This window comes from Streptomyces sp. NPDC001606 (assembly GCF_053596835.1).
On record NZ_JBSFHC010000010.1, the window covers coordinates 154732 to 181038 of the forward strand.

Genomic DNA, 26307 nt, shown 5'->3' on the forward strand with positions numbered 1-26307 from the left:
AAGACCCCCTAGCCGAGCCAGGCCGTGGTGTCCGGAGGCAGTTCCCGGCTGCCGCTTCCGGCCATGGCGTCGCTGGTCAGGAGGATTTCGCCCGGGGGGAGCGGTACCGGGTGGTCCGTGAGGTTGGTGACGCAGCGCCAGGTGGCGGTGCGGGCGAAGTCCAGGACCCCGGCCGGGGTGCCCGGCGTCCAGGTCAGTTCCTCGCCCTCCAGCAGTTTGCGGCGCAGCCGGAGGGCGGTGCGGTACAGCTCCAGCGTGCTGCCCTCCGTGCCGGCCTGTGCCTCGACGGCGTACGACGCGAAGGACGGCGGCTGCGGCAGCCAGCCGGCGCCCGGCCCGAAGCCGTACGAGGGTCCGGTCGTCGTCCACGGCAGCGGCACCCGGCAGCCGTCGCGGCCCTTGCGGACATGGCCGGTCTGCTCCCAGATCGGGTCCTGGAGCACCTCGGCGGGCAGCTCGGCGACCTCCGGCAGACCCAGTTCCTCGCCCTGGTAGAGGTAGGCCGCACCGGGCAGCGCCAGCATCAGCAGGGTCGCGGCGCGGGCCCGGCGATATCCGGCCGCCGGGTCGATCGCGGGCGCGGTGCCGCCGGACAGCAGCCAGGCGCCGGGGTCGGTGCCGGGCGGCAGCATGAGCCGGGAGGCGTGCCGGACCACGTCGTGGTTGGAGAGCACCCAGGTGGCGGAGGCGCCGGCCGCGCGGGCGGTGGCCAGCTCCTCGGTGATCACCCGGCGCAGCTCCCCGGCGTCCCACCGGGCCTCCAGGTACTCGAAGTTGAAGGCCTGGCCCAGCTCGTCCGGGCGCGCGTACCGGGCCCGGCGGGCGCCCGGCACCCAGGCCTCGGCGACGGCGCAGCGCGGCGGGTGGTAGGCGTCGAAGACCTTGCGCCAGTCGCGGTAGATCTCGTGCACCTCGTCCCGGTCCCAGTAGGGGTGGGTGCCCGGCTCCACCCGCAACAGGGCCTCCTCGCCGGTCGCGCCGATGCCGCCGATGTCCCGCAGCGGTTCGGAGAGGTCCTTGGCGAGGCCGTGGGCGACGTCGATGCGGAAGCCGTCGACGCCCCGGTCGGCCCAGAACCGCAGGGTGGCGCGGAAGTCGGCGCGGACGTCCTCGTGCTCCCAGTTCAGATCGGGCTGCTCGGCGGCGAAGAGGTGCAGGTACCAGGCGCCGTCGGACACCCGCCGCCACGCGCTGCCGCCGAACACGGACTGCCAGTCGGTCGGCGGCAGTTCCCCGCGCTCGCCCCGGCCGGGCCGGAAGACGTACCGGTCGCGGGCCGGTGAGCCGGGCCCGGCCCGCAGCGCCTCCTGGAACCAGGGATGCAGATGCGAGGTGTGGTTCGGCACGATGTCCACGACGACCTTCAGCCCGAGCCGGTGCGCCTTCGCGACCAGGGCGTCGAAGTCGTCCAGGGTGCCGAGCCGGGGGTCGACGTCCCGGTGGTCGGCGACGTCGTAGCCGCCGTCGGCGAGTTCGGAGGGGTAGAAGGGGCTGAGCCACAGGGCGTCCGCGCCCAGCTCGGCGAGATGCTCCAGGCGCTCGGTGATGCCGCGCAGATCACCGAGGCCGTCACCGTCGGCGTCGGCGAAGCTGCGCGGATAGACCTGGTAGATGACGGCCTGCCGCCACCAGTCGGGGTTCCGGGAGGAGAGGTCCGGCGAGGACTCTGCCATACGGGCCATACGGGCTCCCTTTCGGAAGGACGACAGGAGAGAGCCTGTCCACATTGCCCGGAAAAGCAACCTTCAGTGGCGAGGTGCGCCGCGTTTCACTCCCCGCAGTGCTCCAACAAGCCCCGCACCCGCTGGTCCACCACCCGGTAGCGGACCACCCGCCCCTCCTTCTCCCCCGCCACCACGCCCGCCGCGCGCAGCAGCCGCAGCGCCTGGGAGACCGCCGGGTCGTTCATGCCCGTGGCGACGGCCAGGTCCGAGACGGCGAGCGGCCCGGTGTGGTGCAGGGCCAGCAGCAGGGCGAGCCGGTTGGGATCGGCGAGCAGCGAGAAGCGGTCGGACCAGGCGCGCAGACGGCCCGCGTCGCCGATGGCGGCGATCGCGTCGCACACCCGGTGGCCGTCGATGGTGCGACGGTCGGCGCGGTCGGCAGGCACGAGATGCATGCCCACATCCTCGCAGGCCGGTATGTGATCTTGAATACCTGCCCGGTTGTGCAGCTATGCAGGAGATGGTCCGGCCCCCTACGGTGGGCGGGCCGTGGTGCTCGGGAAGTCGATGAGAGATCGACGCGGCCCTCGCCACTGTGATCGGGGAGTTCCCGTCCCGTCCGGCATCCGCCGGGCCACTGGTCGTACGACCGGGAAGGCAGGGGCGACGAACGCGTGACCCGTAAGCCAGGAGACCGGCCACGGCACTGATGAAGGATCCACGAGGTGCTGGAGCTGACCGTATGAACCTGCCCGGAACCACCCTGCCCGCGTCCGACCAGGCAACCTTCCGCTGGCAGCGCGAGGACACGGTCAGGACGACCGGACTGCTCGCGGTGATCGTCGCCCTGCACGTCGTCGCCTTCGGCATCCTCTTTCTGCTCGTCGCCCCCGGGCACTACAAGGTGGGCCGGGACGTCTTCGGCGTCGGTCTCGGCATCACCGCCTACACCCTCGGCATGCGGCACGCCTTCGACGCCGACCACATCGCCGCGATCGACAACACCACCCGCAAGCTGATGGCCGACGGCAAGCGGCCGGTGTCGGTGGGCTTCTGGTTCGCCCTCGGACACTCCAGCGTGGTGGTGCTGCTCGCGCTGCTCATCGCCGGCGGCACCCAGTTGGCGGGCACGGTGACCAGCGACAAGTCCACCACCCACCAGGTGCTCGGCTTCATGGGCACGACGATCGCCGGCGCCTTCCTCTACCTGATCGCGGCCCTCAACCTGATCGCCCTGCTGGGCATCCTGCGGGTCTTCCGGTCGATGCGCGCGGGCACCTTCGACGAGCGGGAGCTGGAACGGCAGCTGGACTCGCGCGGGTTCATGAACCGCTTCCTCGGCCGGCTGACCAGGTCCGTCTCCCGCCCCGGCCAGATGTACCCGGTGGGCTTCCTGTTCGGCCTCGGCTTCGAGACGGCCACCGAGGTCACGCTGATGGTGATGGCGGGCTCGGGCGCGGCCGCCGGCCTGCCCTGGTACGCGATCCTCTGCCTGCCGCTGCTCTTCACCGCCGGGATGTGCCTGTTCGACACGCTCGACGGCACGTTCATGAACTTCGCCTACCAGTGGGCGTTCTCGCACCCCGTCCGCAAGGTGTTCTACAACCTCACCATCACCGGGCTGTCCATCGCCGTCGCCTTCTTCATCGGCACGATCGAGCTGGTCGGCGTGGTCCACGACAAGCTGGACCTGCGCGACTCCGTCACCGGCTGGATCGCCGGGGTGAACCTGGACAGCGCCGGTTACGTCATCGTCGGCCTGTTCGTGGTGGTGTGGGCGGCGGCGCTGGCGTACTGGAGGTTCGCGCGGGTGGAGGAACGCTGGACGGCGCGCGCCTCCACCCTGTCCGACTAGGGCTCTTTTAAAAGGAGGCTCTAGCGTTCGACCGTCTCCAGGTACAGCTTCACGTACCGGTCCACGTCCACGTCCAACGCCACGTCCACCAGGGCCTGTTCGCGGGCCTCGCCGTGGATCTCGGACTCGCCCGGGCGGGGCCGGCGGTCCACGATGGTCTGGCCGCGGCCCGGCCCGGGGGCCAGGGACACCTCCACCGGGAGGCGGCGGGTGACGATGCCCTGCGGGTCGGCGACCGCGCACACCGCGCCCGCGTCGCCGAGGCCGCCCGCCTCCTCCGCCTCCGGCTCCTCGCCCTGCGTGGTAGGCCGGTGCGCGAGCAGCTCCCCGGCCAGCCGGGTGCCGGGCTCGCTGCTGGCGCGCAGCCGGTGCACGTCCGGGGTGTCCACCACCACCCGCATGAAGACGTCCAGGCCGTACATGGTGATCGGCACCCCGGCGGTGAGCAGGATCGCCGCCGCCTCCGGGTCGTGCCAGACGTTGAACTCGGCGACCGGTGTGGCGTTCCCGGTGGCGACCGCCCCGCCCATGAACACGATCCGCTCGATGTTGCGGGTCACCTCGGGGTGGGTGCGCAGCAGCAGCGCGATGTTGGTGAGCGGCGCGGTGGGGATCAGGGTGACCGGGCGCGGGGAGGCCAGGATCTCCCGGCGCAGCAGGGTGACCGCGTCCACGTCGGCGGCGGTGCGGGACGGCGCGGGCAGGCCGAGGTCGCCCATGCCGTCGGCGCCGTGCACATGCTGGGCCGGCCGGGCGGGCTCCAGCAGCGGGCGCTCGGCACCCCGGCCCACCGGGATGTCCGGGGCGCCCGCCTGCTCCAGCACGGTGAGGGTGTTGCGGACCACGCCGTCGACGTCGGTGTTCCCGGCGACACAGGTCACCGCCCGCAGGTCCAGACCCGGGTGGCGGACGGCGAACAGCAGGGCCAGGGCGTCGTCCACGCCGGTGTCGCAGTCGATGATCACGGGGATGGCCTGACCGGTCACAGCTGACTCCTTCGTCGTACCGACGTTCAAACCCTAGATCAGGTCCACAGCTCCGCGCCGCGCGCACGCACCCGCTCGCCGATCCGCCGCAGCAGCTCCGGCACCGGCAGCTCGCCCGGCCGCCGCCCGTCCCGCAGCCGTACGGCCGCCAGCCCGGCGTCCGCCTCGCGCACGCCGATCACCGCCTGGTACGGCACCAGGCGCGCCGCCCGGATCCGGGCGCCCAGGGTGCCCTGCTCAGGCCCGGCCAGCTCGGCCCGCAGCCCGGCCTCCCGGGCCAGCGCGACCGCCTCCGCGGCCTGCGCCACCTGTTCCTCGGCGACCGGCAGCACCACCAGCTGCACCGGGGCCAGCCAGGCCGGGAAGGCCCCGCCGTGGGCCTCCACGAGATGGGCGACGGCCCGCTCCACGCTGCCGATGACGCTGCGGTGCACCATCACGGGCCGGTGCTTTGCGCCGTCCGCGCCGATGTAGTGCAGGTCGAAGCGGGCGGGCTGGTGGAAGTCGATCTGCACGGTGGACAGGGTGGACTCGCGGCCCGCCGGGTCGGCGATCTGCACGTCGATCTTCGGGCCGTAGAAGGCGGCCTCCCCCTCGGCCTCCTCGTGCTCGACGCCGGCCTCGGCGAGCACCTCCCGCAGCATCCCGGTGGCCCGCCGCCACAGCTCGGGATCGGCGACGTACTTCCCGCCCGCCCCGGGCAGCGACAGCCGGTGGCGTACGGCACGGATGCCGAGGTCGGCGTAGGCGCGGGCGATCAGCCGGAGCGCGTCGCGGGCCTCCTGCACGGCCTGGTCGAGGGTGCAGAAGATGTGCGCGTCGTTCAGCTGGATGGCCCGGACCCGGGTCAGCCCGCCGAGCACTCCGGACAGCTCGGCCCGGTACATGGGCCCCAACTCGGCGATCCGCAGCGGCAGTTCGCGGTAGCTGTGGGAGCGGGAGCGGTAGATCAGGGCGTGGTGCGGGCAGAGGCTGGGCCGCAGCACGACCTCGTCCTCGCCGACCCGCATCGGCGGGTACATGTCGTCGCTGTAGTGGTCCCAGTGCCCGGAGATCTCGTACAGCTCGCGTTTGCCGAGCACCGGCGAGTACACGTGCCGGTAGCCGGCGGCGCGCTCCGCGTCCCGGATGTACTCCTCCAGGGTGTGCCGGACCACCGCGCCGTCGGGCAGCCAGTACGGCAGGCCCGCGCCCATCAGCGGGTCGGTGTCGAACAGGTCCAGGTCACGGCCGAGGCGGCGGTGGTCGTGCATGGCGGGACGCTCCTTCTCGGGGGAGGCGTACGCCCCGTCACAGACCGAAGCCCCGGGGCGTGCGCCCCGGGGCTTGGATGCTGGTCAGGTGTCAGCGCGCCGGGACGGTCTCCGGCGTCGTCGTGCGGTTCGGGCACTGCTGGGCGCGCTGCATGCCGCAGACGCTAACCCGCCCGGCGCGGCGGGGGCCACCCGTTTTTCCGCCGCCCCCCGCTCACCCGTACGGCCCCGAGCGCTGGTGGCCGGGGCGGCCCGGTGATCCCGTGAGATCAGGCACCAGACCTGCGCAGGAGGCACCGATGACCGCAGCGATACCCCGCGGCCCGCACGGCCGCCTCCCCTTCGTCCTGCTCGGCATCGGCCTGCTCGCGCTCGGCGGCTGTGCCGCCCTCACCCTGAAGCAGCCGGAAAGCGCCCCGTACCCCGTGCCCACGATCGCCAAGCCGACCACGCCGCCGAAGAAGTCCGCCCGCCCCGGCGGCTCCTCCCTCACCGACGAGCAGGCGCAGGCCGCCCTCCTCACCCAGACCGACCTCGGCGCCCCCTGGACGGCGACCCGCGGCGCGGCCACCTGGCGGGACGCGCTGCTGAAGGCGACCACGACGGCCGGCGCCTGCCAGAAGTTCCTCGACGCGCTCTACGCGGACGAGCTGCTCGGCGGTCCCGCCCGGGCCGCGGTCGGCCTGGACGACGCCGACACCGACGCCCAGCTGCGCTACGCCATCACCGCGCGCCGCCCGTCGGACGTGGACGCGGCGCTGGCCTGGCTGAGCACGATGCCGGTCCAGTGCGCCCGGTTCACCGCCACCACCCAGACCGGGATCACGGAGGACGTCCAGATCGGCACGGCGGCGCTGCCCGAGGTCGGGGACGCCCGGCAGGGCCTGCGCGTCTCCCTGGCGGCCACGACCCCCGACGGCCAGCAGGCCCTGCTCACGCTGGACGTGGCCGCCGTCCGGGTCGGCCAGGACTCTTTCACCCTCACCAACGGCGGCCTCGGCGACATCGGCAACGACGCCACCCAGGCAGCCGTCCAGATCGGCGCCCTACGCCTGGCGGACGTCCGCAGACAGGGCCACGCGGAGGTGTGAGGGCGCGGGGGACTGCGGGGGGGGGATTACAGCGGGGGTGGTGCCGGGGGCGTCTCACGGTGGCGGCTCGGCCGTGCCGCGAGGCGGGGCTCACAGCGGGGGTGGTGCCGGGGAGGGGCCCAGGGTTGTGGTGCCTGGGGTGGGGTGGGGGGTCAGGCCGGTGCGGTAGGCGTCCAGGGCCGCTTCCGTGCGGCCCGTGCGGCGCAGCAGGTCGCCCAGGAGGCGGCACAGGTCGGCCAGGTCGCCGGCGGCGCCCGCGCGTTCCAGGATGCTGAGGGCGCGGACGTAGTGCTCCTCGGCGGCCTCCGTGTCGCGGGCGTCCTCGGCGATGATGCCGAGGAGGCGGTGCGCGGCGGCGGCGTGCACGGCACCGCGCTCGGAGGAGAAGTCGCCGAGGACGCCCTCCAGGAGGCTCGCGGCCTCGGCGGAGCTGCCCCGGCGGTGCAGGACGTCGGCCAGTTCGACGGCCGCCTGGCTGCGGTAGAGGGCGGCGCGGGTCTCCGACAGCATGGCCAGCGCCTGCCGCAACTCTTCCTCCGCCCGGGCGAGTTCGCCGTGCTGGGCGTAGACGTAGCCGCGCATCCAGTGGCAGTGGGCCAGCTCGGTGCGCAGGCGCAGCCGGCGGTACAGCTCGGCCGCCTTGGCGAGGGAGGCGTCGGCCTCGGCGATCCGGCCCTCGGCGAGCAGGGTGCGGGCCACCGCCCGGTGCATCCGGGCGATCAGCGCCGGATCGCCGGAGCGCGGGGCGAGCGCGAGGGCGTACTCGGCGGCCTTGGCGGCACGGGCGTGCGCGCCCATGTCCATGTACGGGCCGATGACGCTGGCGTAGAGCTGGAGCAGCGCGTCGGGGTCGTGCAGACCGCCGCGGTTCAGCTCGTCGAGGGCGGTCTCCAGGAGATAGACGGCGTAGCGGAGTTCGCCCGCCAGGTAGTGGGCGACCGCCCGGCCGCGCACGGCCGGGACGCGTGCCGGGAGGGAGGACGAGGACGCGGCGAGGCGCTCCTCGGCGCGCTCGAAGTGGTCGCGGGCCCGCTCCAGTTCGCCGGTCTCCAGGGCGCACTCGCCGAGGCCGAGCAGCGCGGTGGCCCGCTCGCCGTCGAGGTCGTACCGCTCCGCCTCCGTGAGCAGCTCCGCGTACCGCGCGGCGGCCTCCTCCGCGCGGCCGTCGGCGAGGATGCGCTGGGCCTCGGTGAGGCGGAGCCTGAGGTCGGTGGCGAGGTGGGCGGGGCGGCCGACGGCCAGCTCCTCGAAGGTCACGCCCAGCCGGTCCGCGATGTGCCGCAGCGCCTCGTCGGAGGCCCGGACCCGGCCCGCCTCCAGGGTGGAGACATAGGCCGGCGTGTACGCCGGTTCGGCCAGCTGCCGCTGGGTCAGTCCGCGTTCGGTACGCAGCCGCTGCACCCGTCGCCCGACCGTCTCCGGGTCGTCCCGCTCCCGCATGCGCGGCCCCCAACTCGCCTTGATTCCCTTGCCGTTCGCTCCGAACGCCCCTAGGTTAAACGGCGGATTAAACGTACTTGACCCACTTGGGCAAGTTGCCCTTGCCCACCTGCCCGCTACGCCGCCACCGTGCTTGCGAGGTCGCCGTGACCGGACGTACAACCGCACCCCCCGACCGGCCCGCAGCACGGTGCGCCCGGGGTGTCGCCGCCGCGGTGGTGGCCGTGGCGGCGCTGCTCACGGCGGCGAACGCGGGCCCGGCGCGGGCGGCGGACCGCCCCACGACGTCCGCCCCCACGACGTCCGCCCCCACGACGTCCGGCCCCACGACGTCCGCCCCCACGACGTCCGGCCTCACGACGTCCGCGCGGACCTTCGCACCGACGCCCGCACGCGTTTTCGTGATCGCCACGCATCCCGCCCCGCACGGTCCTACCCTGCGGCCATGACCTCTGCCGCCGCCCGCACCGCCCTGGACGTCACCTCCGGTCTGCCCGTGCCGGCCCTGGAGGACTTCTACCGCGACCTGCACCGCCACCCCGAGCTGTCCCTCCACGAGCACCGCACCGCCGGAAAGCTGGCCGAGCGGCTGCGGCAGGCCGGGTACGAGACCACCGAGGGGGTCGGCGGGACCGGGGTGGTGGGCCGGCTGCGCCACGGCGACGGGCCGACCGTGCTGCTGCGCGCCGACATGGACGCGCTGCCGGTGCGTGAGCGGACCGGGCTGCCGTACGCCTCCCGGGCCGACGGGGTGATGCACGCCTGCGGGCACGATCTGCATGTCACCTGGCTGGCCGGGGCCGCCGCCGCGCTGGCGGCCGGACGGGACACCTGGCGCGGCACCCTGCTGGTCGTCGGGCAGCCCGCCGAGGAGAGCGGGGAGGGGGCGCGGGCGATGCTCGAGGACGGGCTGTACGAGCGGTTCGGGCGGCCGGACGCGCTGCTCGGGCAGCATGCCGCGCCGGGCCCGGCAGGCCTGTACCCGCACGCCCCTGGCCTGATCATGAGCGCGGCGACGGACGTGGACATCGTGGTGCACGGGCGCGGCGGGCACGGCTCGCGGCCCGAGGCGACCGTGGACCCCGTGGTGACGGCCGCCTATCTGGTGACGCGCTTGCAGACCGTGGTGTCGCGGGAGGTGGCGGCGGGCGAGTCCGCGGTGCTGACCGTCGGCCGGATCGAGGCGGGTTCCCGGCACAACATCATCCCCGACGAGGCGCACATCGCGCTCAACCTGCGCACCCAGTCGGAAGCGGTGCTCCAGCGGATGCTGGCCGCGATCCGGCGTATCGCGCGGGGCGAGTGCCTGGCCGCCGGCTGCCCGCGCGAGCCGGAGATCATGGTCGGTGCGACGTTCCCGGCGACGGTCAACGACGCCGGCACCGACGCCGCCGTGGCCGCCGTGCACGGCGAGGTCTTCGGCGCGGACACGGTGTTCGACCCGGGCCCGGCGATGGGCAGCGAGGACTTCCCGCAGCTCGCGCTGGGGGCGATCCCGTACTCGTACTGGTTCGTCACGACGACCCCCGCCGAGGTGTGGGAGCAGGCGCCCGGGGAGAGCGTGCCGGAGAAGTTGGCGGCCGTACCGAGCAACCACAGCCCGCACTTCGCCCCCGACCTGTCGGTCGTCGCCCCCGGCGTCCGCACCCTGGTCGCCGGCGCCCTCGCGCTGCTGCCGGCCGCCTGAACCGGGCGGTCAGAGCGTCTGGAGCTGGCTGAGCTGCTGCCGGACGTTCTCCAGCGCGCCCTGCCGGCGGCCCGGGACCCGGGCCCTCAGCTCGGCGAGCGCGGCGCCGAGTTCCCGCACCTGCGCCGGGTCCGTGAGCTGCCCCCACTGGTGGTGGGCCCGGTCGACGGCCGCCTCCACGGCCGGCGCGTCCGGCGCCTGCCCGGCGGTCAACCGCGCTCCGGCGATCGCCAGCCACGCCCGGCAGCTGCGCTCCGCGTCCCCCGCCAGCATGGCCAGGTCGGCCCGGACCTCGGCCCAGTGCAGAGCCTCCTCGGAGCCGGCCCCGTGCACCTGGACGGCAGCAGCCGCACACCGCTCGGCCAGGGCCTCCGCCACCTCATGCCGCCCGGCCCGAACCGCCGCACTGATGTCGGCGTGCGGATCGGAGGGGGGAGGGGTTTCCCGGGGTTCCCGGGGTGCGGGGGGTGCGGGGGGTGCGGGGGTCGAAGGCTGTGGGGGAGTGTCGTAAGGGGTGTATGCGGGTTGCCCGGTGGAGAGGGAGAGCGCGTGGCCCGGGGTCGGCTCGGTGCGGGCCCAGGCCTGTTCGTGCAGCTGGGGCAGGGGCGGCCGGTGGCCGCTGCGCAGCAGGGTCGCCACCGCCTTCATGTACGACGCCTCCGCCGCCCTTCGCCGGCCGGACGCCGGGGCGAGACGGCCGTACACCGCCGTGTTCGGGCCGCAGTCGAGGCCGTGCTCGGCGAGGTACCGCCACGCCTCCGCGTCCGCGTGCAGGTCCACCACCAGCGCGGTGTCCGCGGCGGAGCGCAACCGCAGCTCCTCGCGGATCCAGTGCCAGGGCAGCGCGGTGTAGCGGACGGTGGCCGGGGTGGTGCGGGCCAGCGCCAGATGGGGCAGGTGCTGGCGGCGGTCCAGCGTCAGCTGTCCGGTGAGGTACACGGTCAGCGGGCCCGGCGCGGCCGCGGCGGCGCGCAGCCGGGTCAGCACGGCCTGCGGTTCCAGCGGGTCGACGAGTTCCACCACATGGGCGGTGTCGGTGCCGGCCAGCACGTGCGGGGCGACGGCCGCGAGGACCGGCAGCACACCGGCCGCGTCCACCAGGCGCCCCCGGCCGACCGGCGCGGCCGCGAGCAGCAGCACGGTTCCGGGCATCGTCCCTCCCCACCCCTCGGTTCCGCCTCTCCAGCCAGCACCGTAACCGCTGTCGCCGCACCCCGGCAGGCCGGGCGACTATTCCTCCCCCTCTTCATCCCCCTCTTTCTCCCCTTCTTCCTCCTCGGGCTCCGCCACCGTCCGGCACACCGCGAACACCGTCGTGTCGTCCTCCAGCCGGCCCCCACTGTGCCGCAGCACACCGTCGCGGACCTGGCGGACCAGGCGGCCGGGTTCGGTCCGGCGCGGATCCTCGGCGACCGCGCGGGTCAGCTCGCGGACCAGCGCGTAGAAGTCCCCGGCGTCGTCGCGGGCCTCGGTCACCCCGTCGGTGACCAGCAGCAGCGTCTCGTCGGCGGCCAGCGGCACCCGGCGCACCGGCGGCAGCCCGGCGCCCAGTTCGGCGAGGCCGAGCGGCAGCCCTTCCCCGCCGGGCAGTTCCCGCACCGCCCGCGGGCCGACCGCGAGCGGCGGTTCGTGCCCGAAGTTGACGACGTCGACCACGCCGGAGGCGTCCTCGGGGAAGCCGATGAGCACGGCAGTGGCGAACCGGTCCCCGTCGTCCCGGCCGAGCGCGGCGGTGTGGGAGCGGTGCCGGAGCATCCGGATCTCCAGGCGTTCGGCGACGGTCGCGAGGTCCCGCTCGTGATAGCCGGCCTCGCGGAACGTGCCGAGCAGCGCGGCCGCCGTCTCCACCGAGGCCAGCCCCTTGCCCTGGACGTCCCCGACCAGGACCCGGGTGCCGTGCGGGCCGGGCTGGATGTCGTAGAAGTCGCCGCCGACCCGGGCGTCGACGTCGGCGGCCAGATACACCCCCGCGTGGTCGAGGCCCGCCCAGCGCGACGGCAGCGGGCGCAGCACGGTCCGCCGGGTGGTCTCCACGATGTCCCGCATGTGCAGGGCCTGCCGCTCCCGGCCCAGCCGTACGACGGCGGCCAGGGTGGCCAGCAGCCCGCCGAGGGCGACCAGTCCGAAGTCGCCCGGACCGGCCTGGTACTGACCGGGCCAGGCGCTGTCCACGGCGACGTACGTCACCACCGCCAGCACGGCGTACGCGGCCGTCGTCCACACCCCGCAGAGCGCGGCGGCCGTGCTCGGCACCAGCACGATCCAGGAGATCATCCGGAACCGCTCGGGAGTGTTGAAGTCCAGCAGCACGATGGTGACGAGCAGCAGCAGGGGCACCAGCCAGGCGACGCTCCGCCCGCATACCCGGAGCAGCGGGCGGCGCCGCCCGTACTCCACGACCGAACCGTCGTCCCTGCCGGGGCCCCTCCCGGTGTCCGTCACGACGTCGGTCACGGCGGGCAGCCCTCCATGCCCCTCAGCGAAACACGGCCCCGCACGCCCCGCATCACGAGCCGCTTCGGCCGCACGCCCCGCGTCACGCGACGCTTCGGCCGCGCCGCGCCGGGGCACTCGTCACTCTCCTGGCCGAGTTGCCGGGCCCTGCCCCCGGGTGTGCCCTGGAAGGCGGGGGCGAGGAGAGAGAGGAGCACTCTCATGGCTCACGCGGCACCCGCGCCCGGCGGCATGTCCCGTCCCGGCCGGACACCCGAGCTGGAAGGCCGGGCCGCCGAGGCGGTCCAGCGGCCACCCGACGTCTTCGACGCGCGGACGCACCGCATCGGGCGGTTCGCCGTACCGGTCGTCCTCGGTCTGGTGTACGGCTACTGGGTCGCGGCCGACAACCGCCAGGGCGGCCCCGTCACCGGCTGGAACCTGCTGCTGGGATTCGCCAGCGCCCTCGTGTTCGCGGTGCTGCTCTACGCCCTGCTGACGGCGGCGCCACGGATGCCGCGGGAGATCCACGCACTGTCGTGGACGGCGTTCGTCGGCTGCGCGTTCGGCTTCCTGTACAGCCAGGAGGGGCACTCGATCTGGCGGTCGGTGCTGATCTCGCTGCTGGTCGCGGGCGTGACGTTCGGCGTGTTCTTCTACCGCTACTACACCCGCGAGGACGCGTTCGGCCGCCGCATCCGCTGAGCCCGCCTTCGCCCCACGGCATGCGCGTGGGCCCCGGCCTTGCTGACGGCCGGGGCCCACGCGCTCCCCTTTTCGTCCCTCACCAACTCCAGGAAACACCCGTTCGGGTGAGCCCTCCACCGGAAGGCCCGCGGAGCACAGGCACCGCCGGTCCCCCGAATGCAGTCACTCCGCTCGCGCCCGGCCCCCGCGGGCCGTTGCCTGGAAGCGTGTCCGCACACCTGAGGAGCGCCCTGTCGGCCGTACTGATCGCCCTGTCCTGCCTCCTCGTGCCGTTCGGCGCGCTGGCCGCCTGGGCGGCGTACGGGCTGACCGACACGGGCCGGTACGTCACCGCGATGGCCCCGCTCGCCGCCGACCCGGACGTGCGGGAGGCCGTCGCGGACACGGTCGGCGACGGAATCGTGCACGAGGTGGACCAGCAGCTGAACGTCGGCCGGAGCCCCCGCTCCGCCGCCCCCGTCCCCGCCGTCCGCCCGTTCGTGCGGGACGCGGTGCGCTCCTTCACCCACACCGAGGCCTTCCGGCTGGCCTGGGACACCGGCAACCGGGTCACCCACGACGCGATTCTGCGGGCGCTGCGCGACGACCCGGAGGACGACGACCGTCCCGTCACCGTCGACTTCGCGCCCGTCACCGATCAGGTCAAACGTCAGCTCACGCACGACCATGTGCCGCTCGCCGCGCGCATCCCGGTGGAGCACACGGCGGTCGCCGTGCTGCCGGCGGACGGACTGGCGGCGCTCCGGAAGGGGTTCCACGTGCTCGAAGTCGCCGGTTTCTGGCTGCCGGTGGCGGCCGTCGCCTTCGCCGTCGCCGGGATCGCCCTGGCCGTCCACCGCCGCCGGGCCGTCGCCGCGACCGCGCTGGGTACGGCCCTGGGCGGCGCCCTGCTCGGCGTCGCCCTCTCCGTCGGCCGCGGTCTGACCCTCGCCGACCTGCCCGCCGACGTCCCCCACCCGGCGGCGGGCGCCGTCTACGACGCCCTGACCGGCACCCTGCGCACCGTCGCCTGGCTGCTGTTCGCCGTCGGTCTCGCGGTGGCCGTCACGGCCTGGCTGACCCGGTATCTGCCCCCGCTGCCGCTGGTCCGCCCCGCGCGACGGCGGCGAGAGTCCGCAGCGCCCGCGCCAGCACCGGCTCAGGCTCCGACGCGAGCCCGAGCCTGACCGCGTCCGGGGTGTGACTCGGGTCGACGGCGAAGGCCGTGCCCGGGGTCACCGCGATCCCGTGCGCCCACGCGGCGGCCGTGAAGGTGTCGGCCCGCCAGGGCGCGGGCAGCTCCCACCAGGCGAAACAGGCGGCCGGGTCGGACCGTACGGCGAACCCGGCCAGCTCCCGCACCAGCAGCCGGTGCCGCCGCCGCGCGTCCGCCCGCTTGGCGGCCACCAGCCGGTCCACGATGCCCTCCTCCAGCCACCGTACGGCCGCCTCCAGGGCGAAACCGCCCGCGTTCCAGCCGCCGGAGCGGATGGCCCGGGCCACCGCCGCCCTTCCCGGTCCTCCCGGTCCTCCCGGTCCTTCCGCTTCTTCCGGCCCTTCCGGTCCTTCCGGTCCTTCCGGTCCTTCCGGTACGACGATGAAGCCGATGGTGAGGCCCGGCGCGACCCGCTTGGACAGCCCGTCGACCTGGTACACCAGCCCCGGTGCGAGCGCGGCGAGCGACGGCGGGCCGCCCGGCTGGAGGAAGGACCAGATCCGGTCCTCGACCACCGGCATCCCCAGCCTGTGGACGGTCTCGGCGAGCTGCCGCCGCCGGTCCTCGCCCATCGTGCGCGCGGTCGGGTTGTGCAGGCTCGGCTGGAGGTAGAGGGCGGACAGCGGCGCGCTGCGGTGGGCCGCGGCGACGGCCTCGGGCAGCACGCCCTCCGGGTCCGCGCGGAGCGGTACGAGGACCAGGCCGAGCCGCGCCGCGATCTCCTTGACCAGCGGATACGTCAGCGGCTCCACCCCGACCCGGCCGCCGGGCCGGACCAGGGCGGCGAGCCCGGCGGCGATCGCCTGGCGGGCGTTGCCGGTGAACAGGATCCGCCCCGGGTCGGTCCGCGGCCCACTCTCCCCCAGCAGGGCGGCGACCGCCTGCCGGGCGGCCGGGGTGCCCGCGACGGCGGCCGGCCGCAGCGCCTGCCCGAGGGCGTCCGGGCGCAGCTGGGCGGAGAGGGACGCGGCCAGCAGCTCCGCCTGGCCGGGCAGGACGGGGTAGTTGAGTTCCAGGTTCACCAGCCCGGGCCGCCCGGCCGCCGCCTCGACGAGGGCGTGCCCCGGCTGCCCGTCCGGCGCGGTGGCCCGGACGAACGTCCCGCGTCCGACCTCGCCCACCACCAGTCCCCGGCGCACGAGTTCGGCGTACACCCGGCCTGCGGTCGAGGGCGCGATCCGGTGCCGGCGAGCGAACGCCCGCTGCGGCGGAAGCTGTTGACCGGGCCGCAGCCGACCTTCGGCGATGTCACCGGCGATCCGGTCGGCGATCTGCCGGTAGTCGGCGATCCGCCGGTAGTCGTCCATAGCTCTCCCGCCGAAGAGGATTGCACCGAGGGCAAAGATCTTATTGCACCGAGGAGTTGGGGCACCTAGGGTCGATGACATGCCCCCCTTCCTCGCATATGAGGACAAAGGCCCCGCCGATGCGTCGCGGGTGCCACTCGTCCTCGTCCACGGCCACCCCTTCGACCGCACGATGTGGCAGCCGCAGCTGACGGAGTTCTCCGCCGGCCGCCGGGTGATCGCCCCCGATCTGCGCGGGTACGGCGCCTCCCCGGTGACCCCCGGCACGGTCCCGCTCTCCCGCCACGCCGAGGACATCGGAGAACTCCTCGACTTCCTGGGCGTCGACGGCTTCGTGCTGGCCGGGCTGTCCATGGGCGGCCAGATCGTCATGGAGTGCCACGACCGCTTCGGGGACCGGATCCGGGGCCTGGTCCTCGCCGACACCTTCCCCGCCCCCGAGACCGCCGAGGGCCGGCAATTCCGCGCGGCGATGGCCGAGCGGCTGCTCGCCGAGGGGATGCGGGGGTACGCCGACGAGGTGCTGGACAAGATGGTCGCGCCGTACGCCCGGCCCGAGGTCAAGGCGCACGTCCACCGCATGATGACGGGCACCGCTCCGGAGGGGGCCGCCGCGTCCCTGCGCGGCCGCGCCGAACGGCCCGACTACCGGCCCCTGCTGACCCGGGTGAAGGCGCCGACGCTGGTCGTGGTCGGCGCCGACGACACCTACACCCCCGTGTCCGACGCCGAGTCCATGCACGCGGCCCTCCCCGACTCCGAGCTGCATGTCGTCCCGGGCGCGGCCCATCTGCCCAACCTGGAGTGCCCGGAGGAGTTCAACCGGGTGCTGGGGGCGTTCCTGGATCGGGTGGACGGCTGAGAAGTCCGTCCTTCCGGGGCCGGGGTGGGAGACGGAAGGGTCCGGCTTTCTGGCGCGGCCCGGCGGGCGGCCGTAGGCTCGGCGCCGTGTCCGCGCACACCGGCCCCGACCCCGACCCCGACCCCGGCCCTGCTCCCGGCTCCGGACGAGGACCCGGGCGGCGGCTCGCGATCTGGTCGGCCGGGGTGCTGCTCGCCGGGGTGAGCGTGGTCGTCGGCTGCCGGGTGGCCGACACCGACGGCATCACACCGGTGCCCCAGCTGCTCGCCTTCCTGCCCTGGTTCCTGCTGCCGACGGCCCTCGCCCTGCTGTGCGCGCTGCTCGGCCGCTGGTGGCCGGGGCTGGTGTGGGGGGTCGCCGTACTCGGCCTGCTCGCCTGGTACCTGGAGCCGTACGGCAAGACCCCCGACCCCGGCGGGCCGCCCCTCGCCACCGTGCGCGTGCTCACCTCGAACGTCGAGTTCGGCCGGGGCGCCCCCGCCCTGGTCCCGCTGATCCGCGCCCGCCATCCGGATCTGGTCTTCGTGGCGGAGTGCGAGTACACCTGCCAGGCCACGCTGGAACACGACGTCGGCACCGTCTACCGCTACCGCCGCGCGGTCGCCGCCGGCGGCTCACGGGGCTCGCTCCTCCTGAGCCGCTTCCCGCTGCGGCCCACCGCGGGCGTCCCCGGCACCATGGGCATGCCCGGTGCCGTCGCCGACGTCCACGGTCACCCGGTACGGGTCCAGCTCGCCCACCCCATGCCGCCGCTCCCCGGCCAGGTGCCCCTCTGGCAGCGCGAACTCGGCCGGCTGCGCGCCTTCGCCGCAGCGGACCCCGACGCCCCCACCATCCTCGCCGGCGACTTCAACGCCACCCAGGACCACGCGGCCTTCCGCCGCATCCTGGACGCCGGCCGGCTGACCGACGCGGCCCGGCTGGCCGGCCACGACCGCACCGCGAGCTGGCCGTCCCGCACCGCCTCCGTCATCGGCGTCCAGATCGACCACGTCCTGCTCTCCCGTACGTTCACCGCGGCCGACGCCCGCTTCCTGCGGGTGGCGGGCAGCGACCACCGGGCCCTGCTGGTGGACGTGACCCTGCACGGCTAGACGCACGGACAGCAGCGCGGATGGAGCGCCGCAATCCCTCCATAATGGGCGCATGCCACGAGAGTTCCCCATCGGCCTCACGCCTCCCGACTGGCTGGTGCGGAACCTCCAACCCCAGCAGGCACCGCTGAACCGCGCCGCGATGGCCCGGGCCGCCGTCGCGATGAGCCTGCCCCTGGCCCTCGGCCTCGCGGCCGGCTACCCGGCCTACGGCGCGCTCGCCTCCATGGGCGCCCTGTCCGGCGTCATCGGCGACACCGCCGACGCCTACCGCATGCGCATCCTGAACATCGCCATCCCGCAGCTCTTCGGCGCGGTCGGGGTGACGCTGGGCGCGCTGGTGTACGGGCACGGCTGGTACGCCGTCGCCGCCGTCACCGGCATCGCGCTCGTCTCCGGGATGATCTCCACCATCGGCGCGGTGGCCTCCGTCTCCGGGCTGCTGCTCCTGCTGAACTGCGTGGTCGGCGCGGGCCTTCCGCTGCCCCGCCCCTGGTGGGTGGCCCCGGCCCTGATGACGGGCGGCGGCCTGCTGGTGCTGCTCCTCGCCCTGCTGGCCTGGCCGTTGCGCTCGGGCGTGCCGGAACGCTCGGCGGTGGCGGCGACCTACCGCGCCGTCGCCGCGCTCCTCGCCGTCTCCGGCACGGACCGCTACGAGGAGTACGACGAGGCCCGGCGCGCCGTCACCCAGTCCCTGAACCAGTCGTACGACCTGATCCTCGCCCGGCGCGCCCGCCACCACGGCCGCAGCCGCGAACTCGCGCGGCTGCTGGCCCAGTTGAACGCGATCACCCCGGTGGTGGAGGCGGCCCCCGCGGCCCACCTCACCGGGGTGCCGCTCTCGCCCGCGATCCCCGAGGCGGTCCACCACCTGGCGCACGCCGTCGAGACGGGCTACCTGGGCCCGATAGCCCTCGCCCTGCCGGTCCCGGCCACCGAGACGGCCCGCGCGGTGGACCACGCGCTACGGCACACCGCCGAGGTCGTGACCGCGCCCGACGTGGACCCCCTGGGCATCGACGACCGGCTGGGCAGACCGGCGGGCCTGCGCATCCGCACCGCGCGGGCGGCCCGCAACGTCGTCCTCTCCGCCAACTCCTGGCGCTACGGCGTACGCCTCGCGGTCTGCATCGCCCTCGCCCAGGCCCTGGTGTCCCTGATCCCGGTCCCCCGCTCCTACTGGGTGGCCCTGACCATCACCTTCGTCCTCAAACCCGACTTCGGCTCGGTCTTCTCCCGGGCCCTGCTGCGCGCCCTCGGCACGGTGGTCGGGCTGGTGCTCGCGGCGGTGGTGCTGGCGGAGGTCCCGCTGGGCTGGTGGGACGTCCCGGTCATGTTCGTCCTGGCCGCGCTGATCCCGGCGCTCACCCCGCGCGGTTACGGCTACCAGACGGCCGCCATCACCCCGGTCATCCTGCTGCTCTCCGACATCCTCAACCACAAGGGCACCGCCCTGCTGCTGCCCCGGCTGACCGACTCCCTGCTCGGCTGCGCGATCGCCCTGATCGCCGGCTATCTGCTCTGGCCGGAGAGCTGGCACACCCGGGTCGGCGACCGGCTGGCCGACGCGGTTGCGGACACCGCGCGGTACGTGGAGACGGCGTTCGGCGCGGACACCGACCCCGCGGCCCGGGCCCGGATGCGGCGCCGGCTGTACCGGAACCTCTCCGCCATCCGCACCGAGTTCCAGCGGGCGCTGACCGAACCGCCGCCGACCGGCCGGCGTGCGGCTGCCTGGTGGCCGCTGGTGGTGGCGGTGGAACGCATCGTGGACGCCACGACGGCGGCGCGGGTCCGGGTCGGGCACGGCGCCCCGGCCCCGTCCCCGGCGGAGATCTCGCAGGTCGCCCGGCAACTCCACGAGCTGGCGGAGGGTGTCCGCAACGCCGAAACGCTGACGCCGGTACGCACCGATCTCACGGGCCCGCCCGACAGTGTTCTGGAGCCCTTGCGACAAGAGGTCGCCGCGGCGCGGGCGATCGCTTCTCCGCACTGAGCGCTTCGCTAACCTTACGTGTCCGTCCTGGCCAGCGATCGACGGTCACACCTCATGCGAAGGGTTGCGCACATGGGCATTCTCTCTCTCCTGCGGAACGCATTCGGCCGCTCACGCAAGGAACGCGCGGCCGAGGCAGAGGGAGCGGACCGTCTCCCCACGCAACCCCACCACCCCGAAACCGAACCCCCGACCCCCTCCCTCCCGGAACCCCGCAACGCCGCCGAAGAACACGACCTGGTGGCAGCAGCCTTCGACAACATCAAAATCCCGCACCCCAGTACGGAGTCGGAGTCGGAGGCCGAGGCAGAGGTAGGGGGAGAGGCAGAGTCCAAGGCGGGGGCTGAGACCGAGGCCGAGGCTGGGGCCGAGGCTTCTACGGCCGAGCCGGAAGCTGAGGCGGCCACCGCGGCTGCGCCTGAGGCGGAGGCAGAGGCTGCGGCGGCAGAGCCGGAGGCAGAAGCCGAGGCGGAGGCTGAGCCGGTGGCTGCGGCCGAGGCACAGGCCGAGGCGGAGCGGGAGGCTGTGGCCGACGTAGCGGCGGACGCAGACACCGCGCCCGAGGCAGAAGCCGAGGCCCAGGAGAACGTCGAGGCGCAGCCTGAGACCGAAGCCGAGGCACAGGCGGAGCCGGAGGCAGAAGCCGCGGCGGAGGCGGAGCCGGAGGCTGCGGCCGAGGCAGAGGCAGAGGCTGTGGCCGACGTAGAGCCGGACGCAGACACCGCGCCCGAGGCAGAAGCCGAGGCCGAGGAGAACGTCGAGGCGCAGCCTGAGACCGAAGCCGAGGCACAGGCGGAGCCAGAGGCTGCGGCTGAAGCACAGGCCGACGCCGAACCTGAGGCAGAGGAGCAGGCCCACGCGGAAGCGGAGGCCGAGGCGGAGGCTGAAGTGCAGGCCGACGCGGAGGCTCCGGTCACGGCCGAGGCTGAGTCCGCGTCCGAGTCCGAGGCTGTAGGTGCCGAGCCCGGAGCCGAGGCCAAGGAAGAAGCCGCGGAGGCGGAGCCGCAGGTTTCCGTCGGCGAGACAGACCCGGAGCCGGAGCCGGTAACCGCGCACGAGCCGGAAGCCGCCGACGGTGGGGACGCCCCACAGGAGGCACCCGCAGCCGGCGACGATAGCCGCACGGGTGGAGCGGGTGGGTACGACGCCGGTGCCGAAGGCGAAGCCGAGGCAGCCGGCACCACCGCCGAGACAGCACCCGCACCCGGCGACGAAAGCGACACGAACGAAACCGAGGCACCCGGCCAAACCGTCGGAGACTCCCTCGCCACCGCTCACACCGCCGCCGCGGCCACCCTCGCCAAGACCGACCTCACCGGCACCCGCGCCAAGGTCTACCTCGTCCTCGACCGCTCCGCGAGCATGCGGCCGTACTACAAGGACGGCTCCGCCCAGGCCCTCGCCGACCAGACCCTCGCCCTCGCCGCCCATCTGGACCCCGAGGCCACGGTCCACGTCGTCTTCTTCTCCACGGAGGTCGACGGCACCACCGACCTCACCCTCACCGAGGACCACGAGACGAAGATCGACGACGTGCACGCGGGCCTCGGCCGCATGGGCCGTACCAGCTATCACGCCGCCGTGGAGGCCGTGACCACCCACTACACGGCCCACCACCCCGCCGGCACCCCCGCCCTGGTGATCTTCCAGACCGACGGCGCCCCGGACGCGAAGACCCCCGCCACCCAGGCCCTCACCGAGACCGCGAAGAAGTACCCCTCCCTCTTCTTCTCCTTCGTCGCCTTCGGTGAGCACGACAACAAGGCCTTCGACTACCTCCGCAAGCTGAAGACCGGCAACACGTCCTTCTTCCACGCGGGCCCCACCCCCCGCGAGCTGACGGACACCGAGCTGTACGAGGGCGTACTGGCGCACTGGCGCCCCTGACCCCGCTGCCCCACCCCGTGCCGCCCGCTTCTCACCCCGTAAAACGGGAAGCGGGCGGCATACACACGTCGGCTACGATTTCAAGGTTCGTACGTCTCACGCAGCGACCTGGGAGCAGCCCCCGATGGCTCGACACCTCATCACCAGCGCCCTTCCGTACATCAACGGGATCAAGCACCTGGGCAACATGGTGGGGTCCATGCTCCCGGCGGACGTGTACTCCCGGTACCTCCGCCAGCGCGGCCACGACGTCCTCTACATCTGCGCCACCGACGAGCACGGCACCCCGGCCGAGCTGGCGGCCAAGGAGCGGGGTCTGCCGGTGAGCGAGTTCTGCGCCCAGGCGCACGACGCGCAGAAGGCGGTCTACGACGGCTTCGCGCTGGCCTTCGACTACTTCGGCCGCAGCTCCTCCGCGGAGAACCGCGAGATCACCCAGCACTTCGCCCGCAAGCTGAACGAGAACGGCTTCATCGAGGAGCGGGCGATCCGGCAGGTGTACTCGCCCGCCGACGGCCGCTTCCTCCCGGACCGGTACGTCGAGGGCACCTGCCCGCACTGCGGCTACGACAAGGCCCGCGGCGACCAGTGCGAGAACTGCACCCGTGTCCTGGACCCGACCGACCTGATCGACCCGCGCTCGGCGATCTCCGGCTCCACCGACCTGGAGGTCCGGGAGACCAAGCACCTCTTCCTGCTCCAGTCCAAGCTCCAGCACGAGGTGGAGGCCTGGGTCGCCCGGCACGAGGAGGACTGGCCGCAGCTGGCCTCCTCCATCGCCCGCAAGTGGCTGAACGAGGGCCTGCACGACCGCGCCATCACCCGCGACCTGGACTGGGGCGTCCCGGTCCCCGCCGACACCTGGCCGGAGCTGGCCGCCGAGGGCAAGGTCTTCTACGTCTGGTTCGACGCCCCGATCGAGTACATCGGCGCGACGAAGGAGTGGGCCGACCAGGACCCGGAGAACCGCGACTGGAAGTCCTGGTGGTACGAGGCGGACGACACCGTCCGCTACACCGAGTTCATGGCGAAGGACAACGTCCCCTTCCACACCGTGATGTTCCCGGCCACCGAGCTGGGCGTGCGCGAGCCGTGGAAGAAGGTCGACTACGTCAAGGCCTTCAACTGGCTGACGTACTACGGCGGGAAGTTCTCCACCTCGCAGAAGCGCGGTGTCTTCACCGACCAGGCCCTGGACATCCTCCCCGCCGACTACTGGCGCTACTTCCTGATCGCCAACGCTCCCGAGTCGGACGACTCGTCCTTCACCTGGGAGCACTTCACCGCCACGGTGAACAAGGACCTGGCCGACACCCTCGGCAACTTCGTCAACCGCGTGCTGTCCTTCAGCAGGAAGCGGTTCGGCGACGAGGTCCCGGCGGGCGGCGAGCCCGGCGCGGCGGAGGCCCGCCTCGGCGAGGAGATCGCCCGGCTGCTCGGCGAGTACGAGGAGCACATGGAGGCCCTCCAGTTCCGCAAGGCCGCGGCCGCGCTGCGCGCCCTGTGGTCGGCCGGCAACTCCTACCTGGAGGAGAAGGCCCCCTGGCTGGAGATCAAGACCGACAAGGACGGCGCCGCCCTCACCCTGCGGACGGCGATGAACCTGATCCACCTGTACGCGGTGGTCTCGGAGCCGTTCATCCCGGCCACGGCGAAGACCATGCGCGCGGCGTTCGCGCTGGCCGGCGACACCGCGGCCTGGGTGACCGAGGACGAGGCGAAGGCCCTGGCCGCCGTCCCGGCCGGCACCCCGTTCACGGTTCCGCCGGTGCTCTTCGCGAAGATCACCGACGAGGACCTGGAGACGTACAAGGAGCGCTTCGGCGGCGAGCCCGCCTGAGCCCCGGTACGGACGACGGCAGGGGGAAGGCCCCGGCGCACGGTGCGCCGGGGCCTTCCCCCTGCTGCTACCGCTCGCCTACTTGAGCACCGTCCGCGCGAACCAGCGGCGCACGGGCTCCATGCCGAACGTCCTGGGGCCGACGGAGACGGACTTGCTGGTGGTCAGGCCGGTGCTGCCCGACCTGAAGTACCAGAGGGCGCCCTGGTCGCGGTTCTCGGCTTCCGTGCCGACGGTGAGTTCGCTGCGGCCGTCGCCGTTCATGTCGGCGAAGGCGACCTGCTGGCCCCACCTGTCGTACGGCTCGTTCATGCCCGGCACACCGGTGGTGTTCTGGTGCCAGGACACCGCGCCGGTGCCGGTCAGGCCCTTGGCGGAGCCGCGCAGCACGGTCACCGCACCCGTGGTGCTGACTCCCGAGATGCTCTCCTGCTGCACACCGATCGCCACGTCGGCGTAGCCGTCGCCGTCGACGTCGCCGGTGTCGAGGTTGTAGCCGAACCGGTCGTACGTCTCGCCGGCGCCGGGCACCCCGTAGGTGTCCTGGCTGATGCGCACCGGCTTGCGGGTGGTGCTGAGCCCGTCGGCGCTGCCGTACTCGACGAGGATCGAGCCGCCCACGACCCCCTTCGGCTGGTAGCCCTCCAGGCCGGCGCCCAGCACCACGTCACCGTATCCGTCGCCGTCGACGTCCGCGATGGAGCCGGAGTTGACCTTGGTGGCGAAGTCCTTGACGGGGCCGAAGCCGCTCTTGGAGCCGAGCAGCAGGCTGGCGTCGGCGGCACCGCCGTCGCCCCTGCCCACGGACAGCAGATCGGCGACATGGTCACCGTTCACGTCTCCGGCCGCCAGGTAGTAGGGGTGGAGCCAGTTGTGGACGATGCTGCTCGAGGCGCTCGCGCCGTCCCGGGTGAAGGGGCCCCGGAGCAGCTCGGTGCCCACGTCGGAGACGCCGGTGACCAGGTCGTTCCTGCCGTCGCCGTCGAAGTCGGCCACCACGACCGGGCTCGGGGAATAGCTGGGCGTGATCCCGAGCCGGGTGGGGGCGGACAGGCCCGTGGGGCCGCCCCAGTAGGCCTGCACGGCCCCGGAGCCGACGGCCACGAGATCGTCGTAGCCGTCGCCGTCCAGGTCGCCCTTGGCCATCGAGCCGGCGAGGTCGACGTACCCGCTGGTGCTGCCGTTTCCGATGATCTGGTGGTGGGAGGGAGTCAGGCCGGTCGCTGTCCCGTACAGCACCGTGATGTAGCCGTTCGCGGAGACGGCGATGTCGCCGTAGCCGTCCCCGTTGAAGTCCGCCGTCTTGCCGGCGGCGGAGGCCGCCTTGGCCGTGGTGCCGGCCGCGACGGCGGGACCGCCGAGGCCGAGCACCACGCTGCCCGCCGAGACGAGCGTGGCCGTGGCGAGCGCCGCGACTGTGCGAACTTTTCGCATGTAACCGTCCGTTCCCCTGTTTTTCCTCTTGATCACATCGCTGTGTCAGAGGAGACCCGCGAGGGACCCGCACGGTTGTACGACGCTAGTTCAGCACCCCGGCGCCGGTCGTGGTCGCCAGCTCCGCCGGCAGGCCGGCCGCCGAGGACTCCAGGCCCGCGGTCAGGGCCGGCTTCCAGTTCACCGTCGGCTTGATCTTCTTCGAGGACGCGGCGTTGTACACGGCGACCAGGTCGGTGAGCCTGCCGTTGACGAGGTTGCCGCTGCCCGCAATGGAGCCGGTGCCGTCGCCGCTGAGCAGCTTGGCGACCTTGCCGCCGGACGGCACCTTCCAGTAGTTGTTCTCCGCCACGACCTGGGCGTTCGCGCGCGCGTTGATGCTGTAGAGGGGCGCGTAGCCGTCGACGGTCGTCGTGTCGTAGACGTTGTTGTAGAGGTGGATCTGCCCGAGGCGGGCCAGCGGGGCCCGCTGCACGATGCCCTTCCACACGTTGTGGTGGAGGGAGACGCGCAGCTTGCCGGTGCTGTCCGTGTCACTGCTGCCGATCAGCATCGTCTTGTCGTGGTCGGTGAACCGGCTGTGCTCGACGGTCACCAGGTCTGAGCCCTTGGTGATGTCGAGGGAGCCGTCGTGGATCTGGTACTGGCGGCCGTAGTAGGCGGGGTCGCTCTTGTCGTAGTGCGGCGCGTCGGTGAACGTGTCGTGGTCGGCCCAGACATGGGTCGCGCCGCGCAGCGTGACCGCGTCGTACTCCGAGTTCCAGTTGCCCTGGTCGCCGTCGGTCGGGTCCCACTGCGGGAAGCAGTCCTCGACGGCGGAGAAGGTCAGGTTGCGGATGATGACGTTGTCGACGTTCTTCAGCGACAGGCTGCCGCCCAGGATGCCCGCGTTGGTGCCGGGCACGCCCACGACGGTGGTGTTGGCGGGCACCGTGAACACGACGTTGTGCGCCTGCCTCTGCTGGGCGGCGGCGCGCGCCTTCTCCTGGGTGCCGGAGGGCAGCCTGGAGCGGCCGTAGGTGGCGGGGTCGTAGGCCTTGAGGTAGGCGGGGAGCGAGTAGCCGGTGCCCTTCGCGTAGTCCGCGCAGGTCAGCTTGGTGCCGTGGTCGTCGGTGTTGGCGTCGATGGTGCCCTTGATCCGGATGATCCGGGGTGTGGTGTCGGACGCCGAGCCCAGCGCCTTCGCCAGCTGGGCCCGGGTGGAGACGGTGAAGGTGTGCGCGGAGTCGGCCTGCGCGCCGCCGGTGGTGCCCGTGCCGGCCGCGGCCCAGCCGTCCCTGGCGGGCAGCGTCTGGTGGTAGAGGTCGGCGGGGTCCGCATGGGCGTTCAGCACGAAGACACCGGCGCCAGTGCCCGCGGCGACGACGGCGGCGGACACGGCGAGGGTGCGCCGCCCGCGGCGGGACCGGCGGTGGGAGGGAGCTGCCACGAGGGGGGTTCCTTTACGGGTCTGCCGTACATGCCTTGCGACATGCCTTACGGCCCCTCAGTGGCCGCCGGGCGGGGAGAGGTTGCCGCGCTGGGGGAGAACCGCCCGGATCGAACGGGCGGAGGTCGCGATCCGGCGCGGGTGGC

The 26307-nt window shown here is 73.5% G+C and carries 18 protein-coding genes, 1 pseudogene and 1 riboswitch; of the genes and pseudogenes, 9 read left to right on the forward strand and 10 right to left on the reverse strand.

The genetic code is table 11. The features are described from left to right. Nucleotides 1–8: 8 nt before the first annotated feature. Complete coding sequence (locus ACWCV9_RS19980) at nucleotides 9–1673, reverse strand: glycoside hydrolase family 13 protein (protein WP_450788439.1); 1665 nt, start codon at nucleotides 1671–1673, stop codon at nucleotides 9–11. 95 nt (nucleotides 1674–1768) lie between these two features. Next, on the reverse strand, nucleotides 1769–2119 hold the full coding sequence (locus ACWCV9_RS19985; RefSeq protein WP_450788296.1) for an ArsR/SmtB family transcription factor: 351 nt from the start codon (nucleotides 2117–2119) through the stop codon (nucleotides 1769–1771). A 78-nt stretch (nucleotides 2120–2197) separates the two neighbouring features. Next, nucleotides 2198–2381: riboswitch (cobalamin riboswitch) on the forward strand. 25 nt (nucleotides 2382–2406) lie between these two features. On the opposite strand from ACWCV9_RS19985, the gene ACWCV9_RS19990 reads away from it, so the two are divergent. Next, entirely contained in the window at nucleotides 2407–3519 is a 1113-nt protein-coding gene (locus tag ACWCV9_RS19990) for a HoxN/HupN/NixA family nickel/cobalt transporter (protein WP_450788297.1), read from the forward strand. A 20-nt stretch (nucleotides 3520–3539) separates the two neighbouring features. Here the strand turns inward: ACWCV9_RS19990 and ACWCV9_RS19995 are convergent, their stop codons facing one another. Together ACWCV9_RS19995 and thrS are read right to left on the reverse strand one after the other, a co-directional pair. Continuing rightward, complete coding sequence (locus tag ACWCV9_RS19995; protein WP_450788298.1) at nucleotides 3540–4505, reverse strand: nucleoside hydrolase; 966 nt, start codon at nucleotides 4503–4505, stop codon at nucleotides 3540–3542. Between the two features lie 38 nt (nucleotides 4506–4543). Continuing rightward, nucleotides 4544–5818: pseudogene (thrS, locus tag ACWCV9_RS20000) on the reverse strand (threonine--tRNA ligase); the annotation flags it as partial. A 239-nt stretch (nucleotides 5819–6057) separates the two neighbouring features. On the opposite strand from thrS, the gene ACWCV9_RS20005 reads away from it, so the two are divergent. After that, nucleotides 6058–6849 carry a hypothetical protein gene (locus ACWCV9_RS20005; protein ID WP_450788300.1) on the forward strand — a complete coding sequence of 264 codons (792 nt, stop codon included), beginning with the start codon at nucleotides 6058–6060 and terminating at the stop codon, nucleotides 6847–6849. Nucleotides 6850–6939: 90 nt separating this feature from the next. Here ACWCV9_RS20005 and ACWCV9_RS20010 read toward each other — a convergent pair whose 3' ends face one another. Beyond that, a complete protein-coding gene (locus tag ACWCV9_RS20010; RefSeq protein WP_450788301.1) occupies nucleotides 6940–8289 on the reverse strand; it encodes a tetratricopeptide repeat protein in 1350 nt (449 codons plus the stop codon). A gap of 445 nt (nucleotides 8290–8734) precedes the next feature. On the opposite strand from ACWCV9_RS20010, the gene ACWCV9_RS20015 reads away from it, so the two are divergent. Further along, nucleotides 8735–9976 (forward strand): amidohydrolase, encoded by a 1242-nt coding sequence (locus ACWCV9_RS20015; protein WP_450788303.1) that lies wholly within the window; start codon nucleotides 8735–8737, stop codon nucleotides 9974–9976. Between the two features lie 9 nt (nucleotides 9977–9985). On the opposite strand, the gene ACWCV9_RS20020 is transcribed toward ACWCV9_RS20015, so the two are convergent. Together ACWCV9_RS20020 and ACWCV9_RS20025 are read right to left on the reverse strand one after the other, a co-directional pair. Then, nucleotides 9986–11128 carry a hypothetical protein gene (locus tag ACWCV9_RS20020; protein WP_450788305.1) on the reverse strand — a complete coding sequence of 381 codons (1143 nt, stop codon included), beginning with the start codon at nucleotides 11126–11128 and terminating at the stop codon, nucleotides 9986–9988. A 78-nt stretch (nucleotides 11129–11206) separates the two neighbouring features. After that, nucleotides 11207–12418 (reverse strand): PP2C family protein-serine/threonine phosphatase, encoded by a 1212-nt coding sequence (locus ACWCV9_RS20025; RefSeq protein WP_450788440.1) that lies wholly within the window; start codon nucleotides 12416–12418, stop codon nucleotides 11207–11209. A 213-nt stretch (nucleotides 12419–12631) separates the two neighbouring features. On the opposite strand from ACWCV9_RS20025, the gene ACWCV9_RS20030 reads away from it, so the two are divergent. Next, on the forward strand, nucleotides 12632–13114 hold the full coding sequence (locus tag ACWCV9_RS20030) for a hypothetical protein (protein WP_450788307.1): 483 nt from the start codon (nucleotides 12632–12634) through the stop codon (nucleotides 13112–13114). A 1047-nt stretch (nucleotides 13115–14161) separates the two neighbouring features. Here ACWCV9_RS20030 and ACWCV9_RS20035 read toward each other — a convergent pair. Further along, nucleotides 14162–15601 (reverse strand): aminotransferase-like domain-containing protein, encoded by a 1440-nt coding sequence (locus ACWCV9_RS20035; RefSeq protein ID WP_450788442.1) that lies wholly within the window; start codon nucleotides 15599–15601, stop codon nucleotides 14162–14164. A 97-nt stretch (nucleotides 15602–15698) separates the two neighbouring features. Here ACWCV9_RS20035 and ACWCV9_RS20040 point away from each other — a divergent pair, with 97 nt between their 5' ends. The 5 genes from ACWCV9_RS20040 (at nucleotide 15699) to metG (ending at nucleotide 23298) form a co-directional block, all read left to right on the forward strand. After that, complete coding sequence (locus ACWCV9_RS20040) at nucleotides 15699–16481, forward strand: alpha/beta fold hydrolase (RefSeq protein ID WP_450788308.1); 783 nt, start codon at nucleotides 15699–15701, stop codon at nucleotides 16479–16481. A gap of 86 nt (nucleotides 16482–16567) precedes the next feature. Continuing rightward, complete coding sequence (locus ACWCV9_RS20045; RefSeq protein ID WP_450788310.1) at nucleotides 16568–17575, forward strand: endonuclease/exonuclease/phosphatase family protein; 1008 nt, start codon at nucleotides 16568–16570, stop codon at nucleotides 17573–17575. A 52-nt stretch (nucleotides 17576–17627) separates the two neighbouring features. Continuing rightward, nucleotides 17628–19571, forward strand: a complete 1944-nt coding sequence (locus tag ACWCV9_RS20050) for an FUSC family protein (RefSeq protein WP_450788312.1) — start codon at nucleotides 17628–17630, stop codon at nucleotides 19569–19571. Between the two features lie 483 nt (nucleotides 19572–20054). Continuing rightward, on the forward strand, nucleotides 20055–21458 hold the full coding sequence (locus ACWCV9_RS20055) for a VWA domain-containing protein (RefSeq protein ID WP_450788313.1): 1404 nt from the start codon (nucleotides 20055–20057) through the stop codon (nucleotides 21456–21458). Between the two features lie 124 nt (nucleotides 21459–21582). Beyond that, nucleotides 21583–23298, forward strand: a complete 1716-nt coding sequence (metG, locus tag ACWCV9_RS20060; RefSeq protein WP_450788315.1) for a methionine--tRNA ligase — start codon at nucleotides 21583–21585, stop codon at nucleotides 23296–23298. 78 nt (nucleotides 23299–23376) lie between these two features. On the opposite strand, the gene ACWCV9_RS20065 is transcribed toward metG, so the two are convergent. Both ACWCV9_RS20065 and ACWCV9_RS20070 read right to left on the reverse strand, forming a co-directional pair. Next, nucleotides 23377–24732 carry an FG-GAP and VCBS repeat-containing protein gene (locus ACWCV9_RS20065; RefSeq protein ID WP_450788317.1) on the reverse strand — a complete coding sequence of 452 codons (1356 nt, stop codon included), beginning with the start codon at nucleotides 24730–24732 and terminating at the stop codon, nucleotides 23377–23379. Nucleotides 24733–24817: 85 nt separating this feature from the next. Then, entirely contained in the window at nucleotides 24818–26161 is a 1344-nt protein-coding gene (locus tag ACWCV9_RS20070) for a pectate lyase family protein (RefSeq protein ID WP_450788318.1), read from the reverse strand. Between the last annotated feature and the right edge of the window lie 146 nt (nucleotides 26162–26307).